Annotated in this window: 16 protein-coding genes and 1 tRNA gene; 15 read left to right on the top strand and 2 right to left on the bottom strand. The window is 64.4% G+C overall.

Going from position 1 to position 14,416, the window contains the following annotated elements:
* The first annotated feature begins 6 nt into the window (after window positions 1-6).
* The 7 genes from AC1DN9_RS05385 to AC1DN9_RS05355 all read left to right on the top strand — a co-directional run bounded on the left by AC1DN9_RS05385 (window position 7) and on the right by AC1DN9_RS05355 (window position 4,480).
* A complete protein-coding gene (locus AC1DN9_RS05385) occupies window positions 7-483 on the top strand; it encodes a lipoprotein insertase outer membrane protein LolB (protein WP_478097976.1) in 477 nt (158 codons plus the stop codon).
* Window positions 480-1,340: a 4-(cytidine 5'-diphospho)-2-C-methyl-D-erythritol kinase gene (gene ispE / locus AC1DN9_RS05380; protein ID WP_478097974.1), complete on the top strand. Its 861-nt coding sequence runs from the start codon at window positions 480-482 to the stop codon at window positions 1,338-1,340. Before AC1DN9_RS05385 ends, ispE begins: the two co-directional genes overlap by 4 nt.
* A gap of 66 nt (window positions 1,341-1,406) precedes the next feature.
* Window positions 1,407-1,483, top strand: a tRNA-Gln gene (locus AC1DN9_RS05375).
* A gap of 77 nt (window positions 1,484-1,560) precedes the next feature.
* On the top strand, window positions 1,561-2,535 hold the full coding sequence (locus AC1DN9_RS05370; protein ID WP_478097972.1) for a ribose-phosphate pyrophosphokinase: 975 nt from the start codon (window positions 1,561-1,563) through the stop codon (window positions 2,533-2,535).
* A gap of 82 nt (window positions 2,536-2,617) precedes the next feature.
* A complete protein-coding gene (locus AC1DN9_RS05365; protein WP_478097970.1) occupies window positions 2,618-3,277 on the top strand; it encodes a 50S ribosomal protein L25/general stress protein Ctc in 660 nt (219 codons plus the stop codon).
* A gap of 95 nt (window positions 3,278-3,372) precedes the next feature.
* A complete protein-coding gene (pth, locus tag AC1DN9_RS05360) occupies window positions 3,373-4,005 on the top strand; it encodes an aminoacyl-tRNA hydrolase (RefSeq protein WP_478097968.1) in 633 nt (210 codons plus the stop codon).
* A 31-nt stretch (window positions 4,006-4,036) separates the two neighbouring features.
* The gene (locus AC1DN9_RS05355; protein ID WP_478097966.1) at window positions 4,037-4,480 is read left to right on the top strand and encodes a hypothetical protein; all 444 of its coding nucleotides are present in this window, start codon (window positions 4,037-4,039) and stop codon (window positions 4,478-4,480) included.
* Window positions 4,481-4,492: 12 nt separating this feature from the next.
* Here AC1DN9_RS05355 and AC1DN9_RS05350 read toward each other — a convergent pair whose 3' ends face one another.
* The gene (locus AC1DN9_RS05350; RefSeq protein WP_478097964.1) at window positions 4,493-4,795 is read right to left on the bottom strand and encodes a YfhL family 4Fe-4S dicluster ferredoxin; all 303 of its coding nucleotides are present in this window, start codon (window positions 4,793-4,795) and stop codon (window positions 4,493-4,495) included.
* Window positions 4,796-4,899: 104 nt separating this feature from the next.
* Between AC1DN9_RS05350 and AC1DN9_RS05345 the strand changes: the two genes are divergently transcribed.
* The 6 genes from AC1DN9_RS05345 to AC1DN9_RS05320 all read left to right on the top strand — a co-directional run bounded on the left by AC1DN9_RS05345 (window position 4,900) and on the right by AC1DN9_RS05320 (window position 11,614).
* Entirely contained in the window at window positions 4,900-5,850 is a 951-nt protein-coding gene (locus AC1DN9_RS05345; RefSeq protein WP_478097962.1) for an ABC transporter permease, read from the top strand.
* A 94-nt stretch (window positions 5,851-5,944) separates the two neighbouring features.
* Complete coding sequence (locus AC1DN9_RS05340) at window positions 5,945-6,826, top strand: ABC transporter permease (protein WP_478097960.1); 882 nt, start codon at window positions 5,945-5,947, stop codon at window positions 6,824-6,826.
* 6 nt (window positions 6,827-6,832) lie between these two features.
* Window positions 6,833-7,822 (top strand): ABC transporter ATP-binding protein, encoded by a 990-nt coding sequence (locus AC1DN9_RS05335; RefSeq protein WP_478097958.1) that lies wholly within the window; start codon window positions 6,833-6,835, stop codon window positions 7,820-7,822.
* Window positions 7,819-8,640: an ATP-binding cassette domain-containing protein gene (locus AC1DN9_RS05330; protein WP_478097956.1), complete on the top strand. Its 822-nt coding sequence runs from the start codon at window positions 7,819-7,821 to the stop codon at window positions 8,638-8,640. Before AC1DN9_RS05335 ends, AC1DN9_RS05330 begins: the two co-directional genes overlap by 4 nt.
* A gap of 80 nt (window positions 8,641-8,720) precedes the next feature.
* Complete coding sequence (locus AC1DN9_RS05325) at window positions 8,721-10,211, top strand: ABC transporter substrate-binding protein (protein ID WP_478097954.1); 1,491 nt, start codon at window positions 8,721-8,723, stop codon at window positions 10,209-10,211.
* Window positions 10,208-11,614 (top strand): amidase, encoded by a 1,407-nt coding sequence (locus tag AC1DN9_RS05320; RefSeq protein ID WP_478097952.1) that lies wholly within the window; start codon window positions 10,208-10,210, stop codon window positions 11,612-11,614. Before AC1DN9_RS05325 ends, AC1DN9_RS05320 begins: the two co-directional genes overlap by 4 nt.
* A 24-nt stretch (window positions 11,615-11,638) precedes the next feature.
* Here the strand turns inward: AC1DN9_RS05320 and AC1DN9_RS05315 are convergent, their stop codons facing one another.
* Entirely contained in the window at window positions 11,639-12,508 is an 870-nt protein-coding gene (locus tag AC1DN9_RS05315) for a LysR family transcriptional regulator (RefSeq protein ID WP_478097950.1), read from the bottom strand.
* A gap of 109 nt (window positions 12,509-12,617) precedes the next feature.
* Between AC1DN9_RS05315 and AC1DN9_RS05310 the strand changes: the two genes are divergently transcribed.
* Window positions 12,618-13,016: a tautomerase family protein gene (locus AC1DN9_RS05310; RefSeq protein ID WP_478097948.1), complete on the top strand. Its 399-nt coding sequence runs from the start codon at window positions 12,618-12,620 to the stop codon at window positions 13,014-13,016.
* 53 nt (window positions 13,017-13,069) lie between these two features.
* A complete protein-coding gene (locus tag AC1DN9_RS05305) occupies window positions 13,070-14,416 on the top strand; it encodes a tetratricopeptide repeat protein (RefSeq protein ID WP_478098149.1) in 1,347 nt (448 codons plus the stop codon).

Raw genomic sequence — 14,416 nt, 5'->3', positions numbered from 1 at the left:
CTGCTGTTGACCACCTGCGCCGGTGCGTTGCTCGTCGCGGGCTGCGCAAGCCCGGGTCGTCAGGGCGCGATCGGCGCGAGTACCGCCGAGGCCTGGAGCGGACGGTTGTCCCTGCGCGTTGACAGCCAACCCGTGCAGACCTTCTCTGCCCTGTTCGAACTTCGCGGGGTGCCTCAAGCAGGCGATCTGACGCTGACCAGCCCGATCGGCAACACCTTGGCGCAGCTTCATTGGGCACCGGGCGAGGCGTTGCTCAGAAACGGCGGCAAAACGCAGCGTTTCGACTCGGTAGACGCGCTGATCGAGGCCGCGACAGGCGCGGCCATCCCTGTCGGCGCCTTGTTCGCCTGGTTGGCGGGCCGCGACGAGCGCGTGCCCGGCTGGCGCCCGGATCTCTCGCAGGTCGGCACCGGGCGCTTGCAGGCAACCCGTGAGTCGCCACAGCCTCGAGCCGACCTGCGCATCGTCTTTGAGCGCGCATGAAGGCAATCTACGATCTGCCTGCACCAGCAAAGCTGAATCTCTTCCTGCACATTACGGGACGGCGCGCAGACGGGTACCACTTGTTGCAGTCGGTATTCATGCTGATCGACTGGTCCGACACGTTGCATGTCGAGTGTCGAAGTGACGGCGTCATCAGTCGAGAGGATCTGACCGTGGCCCTTCCAGCCGACGATCTGATCGTGCGCGCCGCAAAGGCATTGCAGGAATTCGCGCGAACAACGCAAGGCGCCCACATCGGCATTGCCAAGCATGTCCCGGCCCAAGCGGGGATGGGGGGCGGCTCGTCGGACGCGGCCACATGCCTCCTGGCATTGAATCGTCTGTGGGGCTTGAACCTGCCGCTGCCACAGCTGGAACAAATAGGCTTGGGACTCGGCGCCGACGTTCCGTTTTTCCTTCGCGGACGCAATGCGTGGGTCGAGGGAATCGGCGAGCAAATTACGCCGGTCATCTTGCCTTCAGGGCGGTTCGCGGTTGTCAAGCCAACCGAGGGGCTGGACACTCGTCAAATTTTTACAGCGCCGGATCTCCAACGCGCAACACCCGCTGCTATAATCTCGGGCTTTGCTGCATACAGCGAAGCGAAGGCAAACAGTTTTCGCTTTGACTTTGGTCATAACGACCTGCAGCCGGTCGCACAAAGGCTTTGCCCCGCGGTCACCGCAGCCATCGAATGGCTCGGCCGGCAGGGATTGCAAGCCCGCATGACCGGTTCAGGAAGTTCGGTGTTTGCAGCAATGCCGCATGAAGCCGAATTGGCAGTGCCCCCTCAGGGCTGGCAGGTTCGCAAATGCAGCAATTTGGTTGTTCATCCCCTCGTGGGCTGGGCGGCCTAAAAAATCAGGCCGCTTGCGGTCTGGTGCGACATATATCGGTTGATGACGTTGGTCATCGACCCGTGTAGGGGAGTCGCCAAGCTGGTTAAGGCACTGGATTTTGATTCCAGCATGCAAAGGTTCGAATCCTTTCTCCCCTGCCAAATCTTCATTCACGAGATTTTTGGCGGCTCCTTCAAGAGCCATTTCGCATTGCCGGATGCACTTTGCCGGGACGCTCATGCAGGCTCATAACCCTGATTTCATGGTTTTCACCGGCAACGCCAATCCTGGGCTTGCCGCCGAAATTTCGCATCACCTCGGCACCTCGCTGGGCGCGGCCCGGGTCGGTCGATTCTCAGACGGTGAAGTCACTGTCGAGATCAACCAGAACGTGCGGGCGCGCGATGTTTTCGTGGTTCAGTCGACCTGTGCGCCGACCAACGAAAACCTGATGGAACTTCTCATCATGGTTGATGCGCTCAAGCGCGCTTCGGCCGAGCGCATCAGTGCCGTGATCCCCTACTTCGGCTACGCACGCCAGGACCGTCGCCCACGTTCGAGCCGTGTGCCGATCTCGGCCAAAGTCGTTGCCAACCTGCTCGAAACGGTAGGCGTGGCCCGCGTGCTGACCATGGACCTGCACGCCGACCAGATCCAGGGTTTCTTCGACATTCCGGTCGACAACATTTATGCGTCACCGGTACTGCTGGGTGATCTGCGCCAAAAGAACTACGAAGACTTGATCGTGGTTTCGCCCGACGTCGGCGGCGTTGTTCGTGCCCGTGCGCTGGCCAAGCAATTGAATTGCGACCTCGCGATCATCGACAAGCGCCGTCCGCGCGCCAACGTGAGCGAAGTCATGCACGTCATCGGCGAGATCGACGGCCGCAACTGCGTGATCATGGACGACATGATCGATACCGCCGGCACGCTGGTCAAGGCAGCCGAAGTATTGAAAGAGCGGGGCGCGAAGAAGGTCTACGCCTACTGCACGCACCCCATCTTCTCGGGTCCCGCCATCGAGCGGATCGCCCAGGGGTCCGCGCTCGACGAAGTGGTCGTGACCAACACGATCCCTCTCTCCGACGGCGCGACGAATTGCGCAAAGATTCGCCAGCTCTCCGTGGCACCGCTGATTGCCGAAACGATTCAGCGCATCGCCAAGGGCGAGTCGGTCATGAGTTTGTTCTCGGATCAGGAAAACCTGTTCTGAACAAAAAGCCGGGCTTCCTTCAGGAGGCCCTTTTTGAAACCGGAGTCGCACTGGTCGCGGTCGACTTCCACAGGAGTCAGTTATGAAATTCGTCGCTTATGAGCGCGCAAAGCAGGGTACGGGTGCGAGCCGCCGTCTCCGCATCTCGGGCAAGACGCCCGGCATCGTCTACGGTGGTGAAGGCCAGCCCCAGCTGATCGAGCTCGATCACAACGCGCTGTGGCACGCCCTCAAGAAGGAAGCCTTCCACTCGTCGATCCTCGAAATGGAACTCGGCGGCAACTCCAGCAAGGTGCTGCTGCGCGACGTGCAATACCATCCGTTCCGTCCGCTCGTGCAACACGTCGACTTCCAACGCGTTGACGCACGCACCCGCATGACAGTCAAGGTGCCGCTGCACTTCAAGGGCGAAGAGGAGTCCGCGGCCGTCAAGCTCGACCACAACCTCGTGAACCACGTGATGAACGAACTCGAAGTCAGCTGCCTGCCGGCCGACCTGCCCGAGTTCATCGAAGTCGACCTCTCGGGTCTGACGAAGAACGCAACGATCCACGTCAACGACCTCAAGCTGCCGAAGGGCCTGAAGTTCGTGAGCCACGGCAAGGGCAATCCGGTGGTTGTGTCCGCCGTGTCACCGCTGGTCGCTGAAGAGCCTGCTGCCGGCGCAGAAGGCGCTGTCGCCGCAGAAGGTGCTCCGGCCGCAGCCAAGGCTGATGCCAAGGTGCCCGCGAAGAAGAAGTAATCTCCCCTTCGCTCTTGCCTCCCAAGATGGCCCGCCCTGTGCGGGCCATTTCTTTTTGAGGTCGGCCGACAAGACGCCGACAAGATAATCCACGCATGATCAAGTTGTTCGTTGGCCTCGGCAATCCGGGCCCTGAGTACGAAGCCACCCGCCACAACGCCGGATTCTGGTGGATCGATGCGCTTGCGCGCGATCTGAAACTCACGCTGTCGCCGGAACGGTCCTATCACGGCCTTGTTGCACGCACGCAGGTGGGCGGGCGGCCGATATGGCTACTCGAACCGCAGACGTTCATGAACGTCTCGGGCAAGTCGGTCGCGGCCCTGGCTCGCTTCTTCAAGATCGAACCCAACGAGATCCTGGTGGCACATGACGAACTCGACGTGGTGCCCGGACAGGCCAAGCTCAAACTGGGCGGCAGTCACGCCGGACACAACGGCCTGCGGGACATCCATGCACAACTCGGCACCGGCGACTACTGGCGCCTGCGCCTGGGCATCGGCCACCCGGGCGTGAAGTCCGAAGTGGTCAACTGGGTACTGAAAAAGCCGCTGAAAGAACAGCGCGAAGCCATCGAAGACGCCATCGTCCGCACGTTGCATGCCTTCCCGGCGCTCGTCGCGGGCGAGATGGACAAGGCGACACTGCTCATTCATACGAGCAAGCCGCCGCGCCCCAAACCACCGAGGCGCGAGCCCGGCGACGGGGGCGAACCCGCCGCGGGCTAGCGGAGAGAGAAAGCGAAAGGGAGCAAAAAGAATGAAACTGTCACACTCGAAAATCGCCGCACGCAGTGCCTTGCTTTTAGCCGGGGCCTGCTTCCAGTGGGCCGCGCTTGCCGCAGAGGGCAACGGCGGTGCCTGGCGTTGCGGCAACACCTACACCGACCAGCCTTGCACGGGCGGCAAGGCGCTCGACCTCGATGACGCGCGCGATGCCGACCAGAAGCGCGCAGCCGACGCATCGACTCGCGAAGCACAGGCCGCCGCAGATCGAATGAAGAGCGATCGTCTGCGCCTGGAAGCCAGGCAACCACGACCGATCCTCATCGACGCCAGGCCCAAGGAGTCCAAGAAGACGCCGACTGGTCCGGGCAAGGAAGCCGCGAAGAAGCCCAAAAAGGGAAAGAAGGACCCGGCCTACATGAGCTGGCAAGGCGCCGAAGCCCCGCCGAAGAAGTCGAAGAAGGCCAGCGCCAAGTAATCGGGCGAGCACCTAGGAAGCGGCCAGGGGCGGGCCGCTATGGGTCGCGCCGTCCTGGACGGCCGCCTTTGCGGCAGCGAGCCGCTGGAACTTCTGCCACAGGGTCTCACGCGACTCGACATGCTCGGGGTTGGTCGGAATACACGCGACCGGGCACACCTGAACGCACTGCGGCTCATCGAAGTGGCCCACGCATTCGGTGCACTTGTGCGGATCGATCTCGTAGATCTCCACGCCCATGTAAATTGCGTCGTTGGGGCACTCCGGCTCGCATACATCGCAGTTGATGCATTCGTCGGTGATCATCAAGGCCATGCGCCGATTATCGATCGGCCGGCACGGAACCGCCCTGCACGCGACCGATGTCCCCACCACGGGCACGCTCGTTGCGTGACTCGGGTTATGCTGCGGCCCGCCCTATGAGTCTGTTTCTTTTCAAGCGCTTCATCACGCTGATTGCCACGCTGATCGGCGCCTCGATCATTGTCTTTCTCGTGCTCGAGATCCTGCCGGGCAATGCGGCGCAGATGCTCATGGGTCCGGACGCGTCGCCCGACGCCGTGGCGGCGCTCGCCACCAAGCTCGGACTCGATCAGCCGGCATGGAGCCGCTACTGGCACTGGATCGGCGGTCTGCTGACCGGTCAACTCGGCGACAGCTATACCTACAGTTCGCCGGTGCTGGACCTCATCCTGGAGCGTCTGGCGCTGACAGTCCCGTTGGCCCTGCTCGCAATGGTCTTCACCACCGCTCTGGCACTGGTGGTCGGTGTGACGGCCGCGGCACGGCACAACAAGCTCGGCGATGTCGGGTTGATGGGGCTGACGCAGATCGGCGTCGCCATTCCCAATTTCTGGTTCGCGATCCTGTTGATCCTGGTCTTCTCGGTTCAGCTTCAGTGGTTCTCTGCGGGCGGCTTCGAGGGCTGGGGCGAAGGCGTTTTCGCAGGCCTGAAGGCGCTGCTGCTACCGGCGCTGTCGCTCGCCGTCGTGCAAGCCGCGATCCTCGCGCGCATCACGCGCTCGGCGGTGCTCGAGGTCATGCGTGAAGACTTCGTGCGCACCGCGCGCGCCAAGGGTGTGTCGCAGCGTGCCGTACTCTGGCGCCACGTGTTGCGAAACGCCCTGATCCCGGTCATCACGGTGATGGGCATGCAGTTCTCCGAATTGCTCGCCGGCACGATCGTGGTCGAGAACGTGTTCTATCTGCCAGGCCTCGGCCGGCTGATCTTCCAGGCGATCAGCAATCGCGACCTGATCGTGGTGCGCAACTGTGTGATGTTGCTGGCCGCGATGGTCGTCATCGTCAATTTCGTGGTCGATGTTCTGTATGCCGTCATCGATCCCCGCATCAAGGCGAGCGACATATGAGACCCCCCGGCTTTTCACTTCGCTTTGCTCCGCGTCACAGCACCCCCCAAGGGGGAGGCGCGGCTCGCCTTGGGGCGGCCCGGCGGCGGCCGCTATGAGCGCCATTCCCGCAACCACGCCGAGCGCGGCAGCGTTCAAGGTCCCCGGCTTCTGGCGCCGTGCACTGCACCACCCGAGCTTCGTCATCGGGGGTGTCCTCACGCTGCTCCTGCTGCTGGCCGCTGCCGTCTCGTTGGTCTGGACGCCCTGGTCGCCGTATGAGATGGACCTCGCCAGCAAGCTCCAGCGGCCCAGCGCTGCACACTGGCTGGGCACCGACACCTTTGGGCGCGACGTGGCGTCGCTGTTGCTGGTCGGTGCGCGCGCGTCGATTCTCGTCGGCGTGATCGCGGTCGGCATCGGCCTGACCGTCGGCACGGCGCTCGGCCTGCTTGCGGCGGCCCGTCGCGGCTGGGTCGAGGAAGCGATCATGCGTTTCKCCGACTTCACCATGGCTTTCCCCGCGATCCTTTCGGCCATCATGATGACGGCGGTGTTCGGGGCCGGCATCGTCAACGCAATCATCGCCATCGGCATCTACAACATACCGACCTTTGCGCGCATCACTCGCGCGTCGGCAAACGCGATCTGGTCGCGTGAATACGTGGCGGCGGCCCGCGCCTGCGGCAAGGGGCCGTTCGCAATCACCATGCAGCACGTGCTGCCCAACATCTCGGCGGTGCTGATCGTCCAGATCACGATCCGCTTCGCGATCGCGATCCTGGCCGAGGCGGCGCTCTCGTACCTCGGCCTCGGCACGCAGCCGCCACAGCCTTCGTGGGGTCGCATGCTGAGCGAGGCGCAAACGATGATGTTCCAGGCGCCGCTGCTCGCGGTGTTTCCCGGCCTGGCCATTGCGTTGGCCGTGCTCGGGCTGAACCTCCTCGGCGACGGGTTGCGCGACCTGCTCGATCCCCGCCTGGCCCGCGCGCGCTGAATCCGTATGCCTCTTCTCGAAGTCAACAATCTCCACGTCCAATTGCAGACACAGCGCGGTCCGGCCGAGGCGGTGCGTGGCATCGGCTTCACGCTGGAGCGCGGCGAAACGCTCGGCATCGTCGGCGAGTCAGGCTGCGGCAAATCCATCACCGTGCAATCGCTGATGGGACTGCTGCCGTCCACCGCGAAAGTCACGGGCAGCATCCGATTCGACGGCACCGAAGTCGTCGACTTGCCGGAGCGCGAGATGTGCAAGATCCGCGGCGACCGCATCGGCATGATCTTCCAGGAGCCGATGACCGCGCTGAACCCGGTCCACACCATCGCGCGCCAGGTGGGAGAGCCCTTGCGCTTGCACCGCGGGCTTTCCGCAGCCGATGCGCGCAAGGAAGCCTTCGCGCTGCTCGAACGTGTCGGCATCCCTGACGCCGCCTCGCGCCTCGATGCCTATCCACATCAGTTCTCCGGCGGACAGCGTCAGCGCATCGGCATCGCCATGGCGCTGGCCTGCGGGCCCGACCTGCTGATTGCCGACGAGCCGACGACGGCCCTCGATGTCACGATCCAGAAGCAGATCCTCGAACTGATCCGCGGCCTCGTGGCGGAGCGCGGCATGGCGCTCATCCTGATCTCGCACGATCTCGGCGTGATCGCGCAAAGCGTGTCGAAGATGCTGGTGATGTACGGCGGCAGTGTGGTCGAGAGCGGCCCCACCGCAGCCGTCTTCGCGGAGCGCGCGCATCCCTACACCCAGGGCCTGTTTGCAGCGCGACCGGCGCTCGACGCGGCACGCGGCGTCAAGCTCGCGACCATCAAGGGGAGCGTGCCTGAACTTGTCGACTTGCCGGCGGGCTGTCCCTTCGCCGGTCGCTGCGGCTACACAGTGGATGCCTGCCACACGACGCGCCCCGACGCGGCACGGCTTCCGAATGACCATCTGGTGCGATGCATCCGACTCGACGAAGTCGCCGCGAGCGAAGGGCTGGCCGCATGACAGCCCCCGTCGAATCCGGCGTACTGCTGGAAGTCACCGACCTCGTTCGGCACTACACGCTACCGCGCGAACGCCTGTTTGGGCCACCGCCGATGGTCAAGGCGCTCAACGGCGTGAGTTTCAGCATCCCTTCCGGCCGGAGCCTGGGCATCGTCGGTGAATCGGGATCGGGCAAATCGACCATCGCGCGGCTGGTGATGGCGCTCGATCGCCCGAATTCGGGGACCGTCAAGCTGCTCGGCCGCGATCTGCACGCATTGCCCCATGACGAACTGCGAAAGGCGCGGCGCAATGTGCAGATGGTGTTCCAGGACCCCTACGGCTCGCTCGACCCGCGCCAGACCGTGGCGCGCATCGTCGCGGAACCCCTGGAAGCACTTGGCGAAACCAGTCGCGCCGAGCAGCACGAGCGAGCGGGCGAATCGCTGGCAGCCGTCGGCCTGCGCGCCAACGACCTGCACAAGTACCCGCACGAATTCTCCGGCGGTCAGCGGCAGCGCATCGCCATCGCGCGGGCGCTGATCACGCGCCCCAAGCTCATCGTGGCAGACGAGCCCGTGAGCGCGCTCGACGTGTCGGTGCAGGCGCAGGTGCTCAACCTGATGCAGGACCTGCAGCAGCGGTACGGCATCAGCTACCTGCTCATCAGCCATGACCTCGCGGTGGTGAACCACTTGTGCGACGAAGTCTGCGTGCTTCATCGCGGCCTCGTCGTCGAGCGTGGTGCGCCGCAGCATCTCTTCGCCCATGCGGAGCATCCCTACACGCAGACTTTGCTGGCGGCAGTGCCACGCGCGGAGCCCGTCGCCGTGCCATAGGCAAAAGCCCGCGCGGGCCGCGGCTCGCGATGCTGTAACGTTCTATTTCCATCCCACAGCCTTTCCCTGGAGCCCTGACCATGTTGAATCGCCGAACCCTCCTGACCACCGCCGCACTCGCCACCGTGCCGCTCGCGCTGCCGCAGATGGCGCTGGCACAGGGTCGCAAGGACGCGATCGTGCTGGGCATGGCGCTCGAACCGCCAGGCCTGGACCCGACCGCCGGTGCTGCCTCGGCGATCGCAGAGATCGTCCAGTACAACATTCTCGAGACGCTCACCAAGATCAACTCCGACGGCAACGTCACGCCGCTCCTGGCAGAAAGCTGGGAGATCTCGCCGGACCTGCGCACCTACACCTTCAAACTACGCCGCGGCGTCAAGTTTCAGAACGGCGAGCCGTTCAATGCCCAGGCCGTCAAGTTCTCCTTCGACCGCGCCGGCAGCGAGAAGAGCACCAACAAGGACAAGCGGACCTTCGCCAATCTGAGCACCCAGGTGATCGACGACTACACGGTCGTGATCATCAACAAGGAGATCGACCCCGACCTGCCTTTCCTGCTCGGCCAGGCCACGGCTGTCATCGTCGAGCCCAAGAGCGCCGACACCAACGCCACCAAGCCCATCGGCACTGGCCCGTACAAGCTCGACAGCTGGAACAAGGGCAGTTCGATGACGCTGAGCAAGTGGGACGGCTTCCGCAACCCCGGCGCAGCGAAGATCAACAAGGTGACGTTCCGCTTCATCTCGGACCCCGCCGCGCAGGCTGCCGCGGTGCTGGCCGGCGATGTCGATGCGTTCCCGCGCATCGCGACGCGCGTGGTGCCGCAGTTCAAGGCCAACCCACAGTACCAGGTGATCCTGAGCGGCTCGCGCGCCAAGACCATCGTGTCGATCAACAACAAGAGGAAGCCGCTCGACGACGTCCGCGTGCGCCGTGCGATTTCGATGGCCATCGACCGCAAGGCCGTGATCGAAGGCGCGGTCGATGGCTTCGGCGTACCCATCGGCAGCCACTACGTGCCGGGCGCTGCGGGCTATGTCGACACCACGGGCGTCAACCCCTTCAACATCGAGAAGGCCAAGCAACTGCTGGCCGAAGCCGGCGTGAAGACGCCGCTCGAACTCACGATGACATTGCCGCCGCCGCCCTATGCCCGCCAGGGCGGTGAGGTGATTGCCGCGCAATTGGCCAAGATCGGCATCAACGTGAAGCTCCAGAACGTCGAATGGGCCCAATGGCTGAGCGGTACCTACGGCAACAAGGACTACGACCTCAGCATCGTTTCGCACGTCGAGCCCTTCGACCTCGGCAACTACGCCAAGGCGGACTACTACTGGGGCTACCAGTCGAAGGAATTCAACGCGCTGTACGACAAGATCAAGACCACGGGCAACACGGCCGAGCGCAACAAGCTGTTGGGCGACGCACAGCGCATGCTTGCCAATGACGCGGCCAACGCTTTCCTGTTCCAGCCGCAATGGCCAACCGTCGCCAAAAAGGGCGTCAAGGGCCTCTGGAAAGACATGCCGATCTTCGTCAACGATCTGTCGGCGCTGTCGTGGTCGTGAGCAATCGTCTGAACGACCTGAGCGCGCGGGAACTCGTCGCCGCCTATCGCGAGAAGCGCCTCTCGCCTGTCGAGGTCACACAGGCCGTGCTCGATCACGTCGCGCGCTGGGAGCCACATCTGCAAGCCACCTGGTTGCTTCGACCCGAGGCCGCGCTCGAACAGGCGCGCGCGTCCGAAGCACGCTGGCGACGCGGCGAGCCGTTGGGGCCGCTCGACGGTGTTCCGACGACGATCAAGGAAAACATCGCGACGCGTGGCGATCCGCTACCCGCAGGCACAGCCGCGGTCGAGCTGAAACCTGCGGCCGCGGACGCGCCACCTGCCGCCCGTTTGAAGGAAGCCGGCGCAGTGATCTTCAGCAAGACCACGATGCCCGACTACGGCATGTTGTCTTCGGGACTGTCGAGCTTCCACACGCTGGCGCGCAATCCCTGGGACCTGTCGAAGACGCCCGGTGGATCGAGCGCCGGCGCCGGCGCGGCAGCGGCTGCGGGCTACGGTCCGCTCCACATCGGCACCGACATCGGCGGCTCGCTGCGCCTGCCCGCCGGCTGGTGCGGCATCTTTACGCTCAAGCCCAGCCTGGGCCGCATTCCGATCGATCCGCCCTACATGGGTCGGGCCGCCGGACCGATGACCCGGACCGTGGCCGACGCCGCGCTGATGATGCAGACGCTCGCGCAGCCCGACGCACGCGACAGCATGAGCCTGCCCGCGCAAGAGATCGACTGGGCTTCCTTCGATACTGCCGCCGATCACCTGCGAGGCCTTCGGATCGGCCTCCTGCTGGACGCCGGCTGCGGACTCGCCGTGGAGCCTGAAATCCATCAGGCCGTCGAGCACGCCGCACGACTTTTCGAGCGTGCGGGCGCGATCGTCGAGCCGATGCAGCCCTTCATGTCACAGGCCATGCTCGACGGCATGGATCACCTGTGGCGCATGCGCTCACTGGTAGACATGAACGCATTGAAGCCCGAACAGCGCGCCAAGATCCTGCCGTACATCCGCGCCTGGGCCGAGAGCGCGGCGGGATTCAGCGGCGAGCACGTGTTCCGTGCCTTCAGCCAGTTTCATGCGACCCGCGTCGCGGCCGTGGCGGCCTGCGCGAAGTACGACTACGTGATCTCGCCCACAGCGCCGAACATGCCCGCTACCGCCGAGGCGCCCTCGCCCACCAACGACCCGCTTCGGCCGTTGGAGCATATCGGCTTCACGGTGCCGTACAACATGTCGGAGCAGCCGGCCGCGTCGATCAACTGTGGCTACGCCCCGAGCGGATTGCCGATCGGCCTGCAGATCGCCGGACACCGCTTCGACGACCTGGGCGTTCTCAAGGTGTCGCGCGCGTTCGAGCTGATCCGCGAATCGCAACGGCCCTGGCCGCAGTCGCCCCAGCTCTGACGCGGCGTCGGGCCGGCGCGCATCTCAGACGAGATGCGACGTCAGCAATTCGCGGGCGCGCGTCACGAACTCGGTCTCGCCGCGACGCGCGGGCAGCAGGTAGAACGCCACACGCGGCAGTGCCGGCAGTCCATGCGGCGGTGCGAGAGGTGCCACGCCCTCGCACAATGCCGATGCGTTGAGACATGCAACGCCCAGACCGGCCGCCAACGCCGACTGAAGGCCCGCGACGCCCGAGGCCACATGCGCCACGACGTAAGGCACGCGACGTTGGCGAAGCAGCTTGACGGTGTACTGGTGCAGCGAACAACTGTCGGGCAGCACCAGCAGCCGCAATGGCGCCGTGCGCACGATGCGGGCGCCGGCGGCCGCCATCCAGGTCAATGATTCGCGTCGCAGGACTGGCGTGCGCGGACGCGCTTCGTCCGGCGACGCTTGTCCCGCAATGCGCATGGACAGACCGACGTCGAAATCTCCGCGTGCGTAGCCGGCTTCGATGGCACCGCTCTTCAGGATGCTCACGTGCAGGCGCACCTGCGGATAACTCTCGCCGAGGCGGCTCAACAGCCGCGTCAAGTCACCAGGCCGGAAATAGTCGGTGACCGCGAGACGGAGCTCGCCTTGCAGCGATTCACCGTGCAGGTCGCGGAAGGCCTCGTCACTCATGGCAAGAATGCGCCGCGCATGCCCGACGAGGCGTACACCCGCGGTCGTCGGCGTCACGCCTGTCTTGCTGCGTGTCAGCAGGACGTGCCCGGCACGTTCTTCGAGCTTGCGGATCTGCTCGCTCACGGCGGACTGAGAAAGAAAGACCTGTGGCGCCGCAGCGGTCAGGCTGCCGGCGTCGACGACCGCGACCAGGGTCTTGAGTTGATCGATGTCGAAGGTCTGCACAGACTATCCATCCGTTTTTATGGTGGATCAGATCATATATTCCCGCTTTTCAGATGGCTTGGCGACTTTGACAATGACACCTTGTTCAACACAGCCAAGGACGCCCACCATGCCTCACATCGTCATTCATCTCTCAGGCGAGCCCGATCAACAACTGACGCGGCGCGTGGTCGACAAGGTCGCCGAACTCACACAGACGGTCCTCGACAAGAAGCTGCCGGTGATCGCCATCACCGTGCAATACATCGCCGCCGACGCCTGGTTCATCGGAGGTCAGTCGCTCGCGGAACTGGGCAAGTCGGCATTCCACCTCGACATCAGCATTACCGACGAAACCAACACCAAGGCGGAGAAGGCGCGCTATGTCCGCGAAATCCACGCCGCAATGGCAATGCTTCGAGGCAATCTTCACGAAGTCTCCTACGTGCACCTGATCGATGCCCGAGCAGCAGCCTACGGATACGGCGGAAAAACCCAGGAATACCGCCACCAGCAGGCCGGGGTTTGAACGCAGGCGCTCGGGGCGTGGCAACATGAGATTCTTCGATCACGCCTACAGGAATCGCCTTGAGTTCAGCGTCGCGCCTCTCCGACAGCCTCGGCAACCCGGTCAGCGTCGCCGATCCTGCCGCCTTGCGCGCGATCAACGACTTTGTCGAAGGATTCATCTCGTGCGAGGCACGGGCCGTCGACGTGCTCGCCGCCGCGGATGATCCCAGCGCCATCGTGCAGGCGTATTGCGCAGCCCTGCACCTGTTCGCCGAATCGGGCGATGCCGCGGCAAACGCACGTCCTTTTGTCGAACGCGCACAGGCCGCTGCGGCGCACGCCACGTCGCGCGAGCAACGCTTCATCGCCGCTGTCGCGGCATGGGCCGACGGTGACATCGCCCGGGCCATCGCATTGCATCAGGAGCAGGCCAGGGAGCATCCGCGCGACCTGGCATCCCTCAAGCTCGGGCAGTACCACTGCTTCAACACCGGCGACTGCCCCGGCATGCTGCGCCTTGCGCTGGCCGCGTTGCCTGAGGCTGCCGACGTGCCCTATCTGCACGGCATGGCGGCCTTCGGCTACGAACAATGCCACCTGATGCGCGAGGCCGAGTCCAGCGCTCGCCGTGCGATCGCCATGGAACGCAAGGAACCATGGGCTCACCACGCGCTGGGCCATGTGATGCTTACCGAAGGGCGCCTCGGCGAAGGCCTGGATTTCATGCAGAGCGTCAGCGACACATGGGTCGGACTCAATTCCTTCATGGTGACGCACAACTGGTGGCACGTGGCCCTGTTCCAGATCGACCTCGGGCGCGACGCGGAAGCGCTGAAGACCTACGACCGCCACGTGTGGGGTGTCGTCAAGGAGTACTCGCAGGACCAGATCGGCGCGGTTTCACTGCTCGCGCGATTCGAGTTGGCGGGCATCGATGTGGGTGATCGTTGGCAGGACGTCGCCGCTTATCTCGCCAAGCGGCTCGACGACCATGTGTTGCCATTCCTCGACCTGCAATATCTCTACGGCCTCGCACGCGCTGGCCGACCGGAGGCCGACACGCTGCTGAATCGCATCGAAGACTTCGCACCGCACGCGCCACCGTCGACACGCGATGCGTGGCAGCGCGTCTGCGTGCCGGCTGCGCGCGGATTGCTCGCACATGCACGCGGCGATGCCGCGGCTGCCATCGAAGGGCTGGGGCTCGCGTTACCGCGGCTCGTCGAGATCGGCGGCAGCCACGCACAACGCGATCTGTTCGAGCAGGTCTATCTCGATGCCCTGATCCGGAACGGAACCGAAACGACGCTGGCCGGTGCGCAGGGCATCCTCCAGCAACAACTCAATGGCCAGCCGGAGTCGGCGCGGCTTCGCCGGCAGGCCGCGGCGATCTACGCGCGGCTTGGCTTGCCAGTGTGA

It is taken from the genome of Variovorax sp. 05L425 (assembly GCF_056397705.1).
Note: the sequence above shows the minus strand (reverse complement) of the source record. Positions and strands in the feature narration are given on the sequence as shown.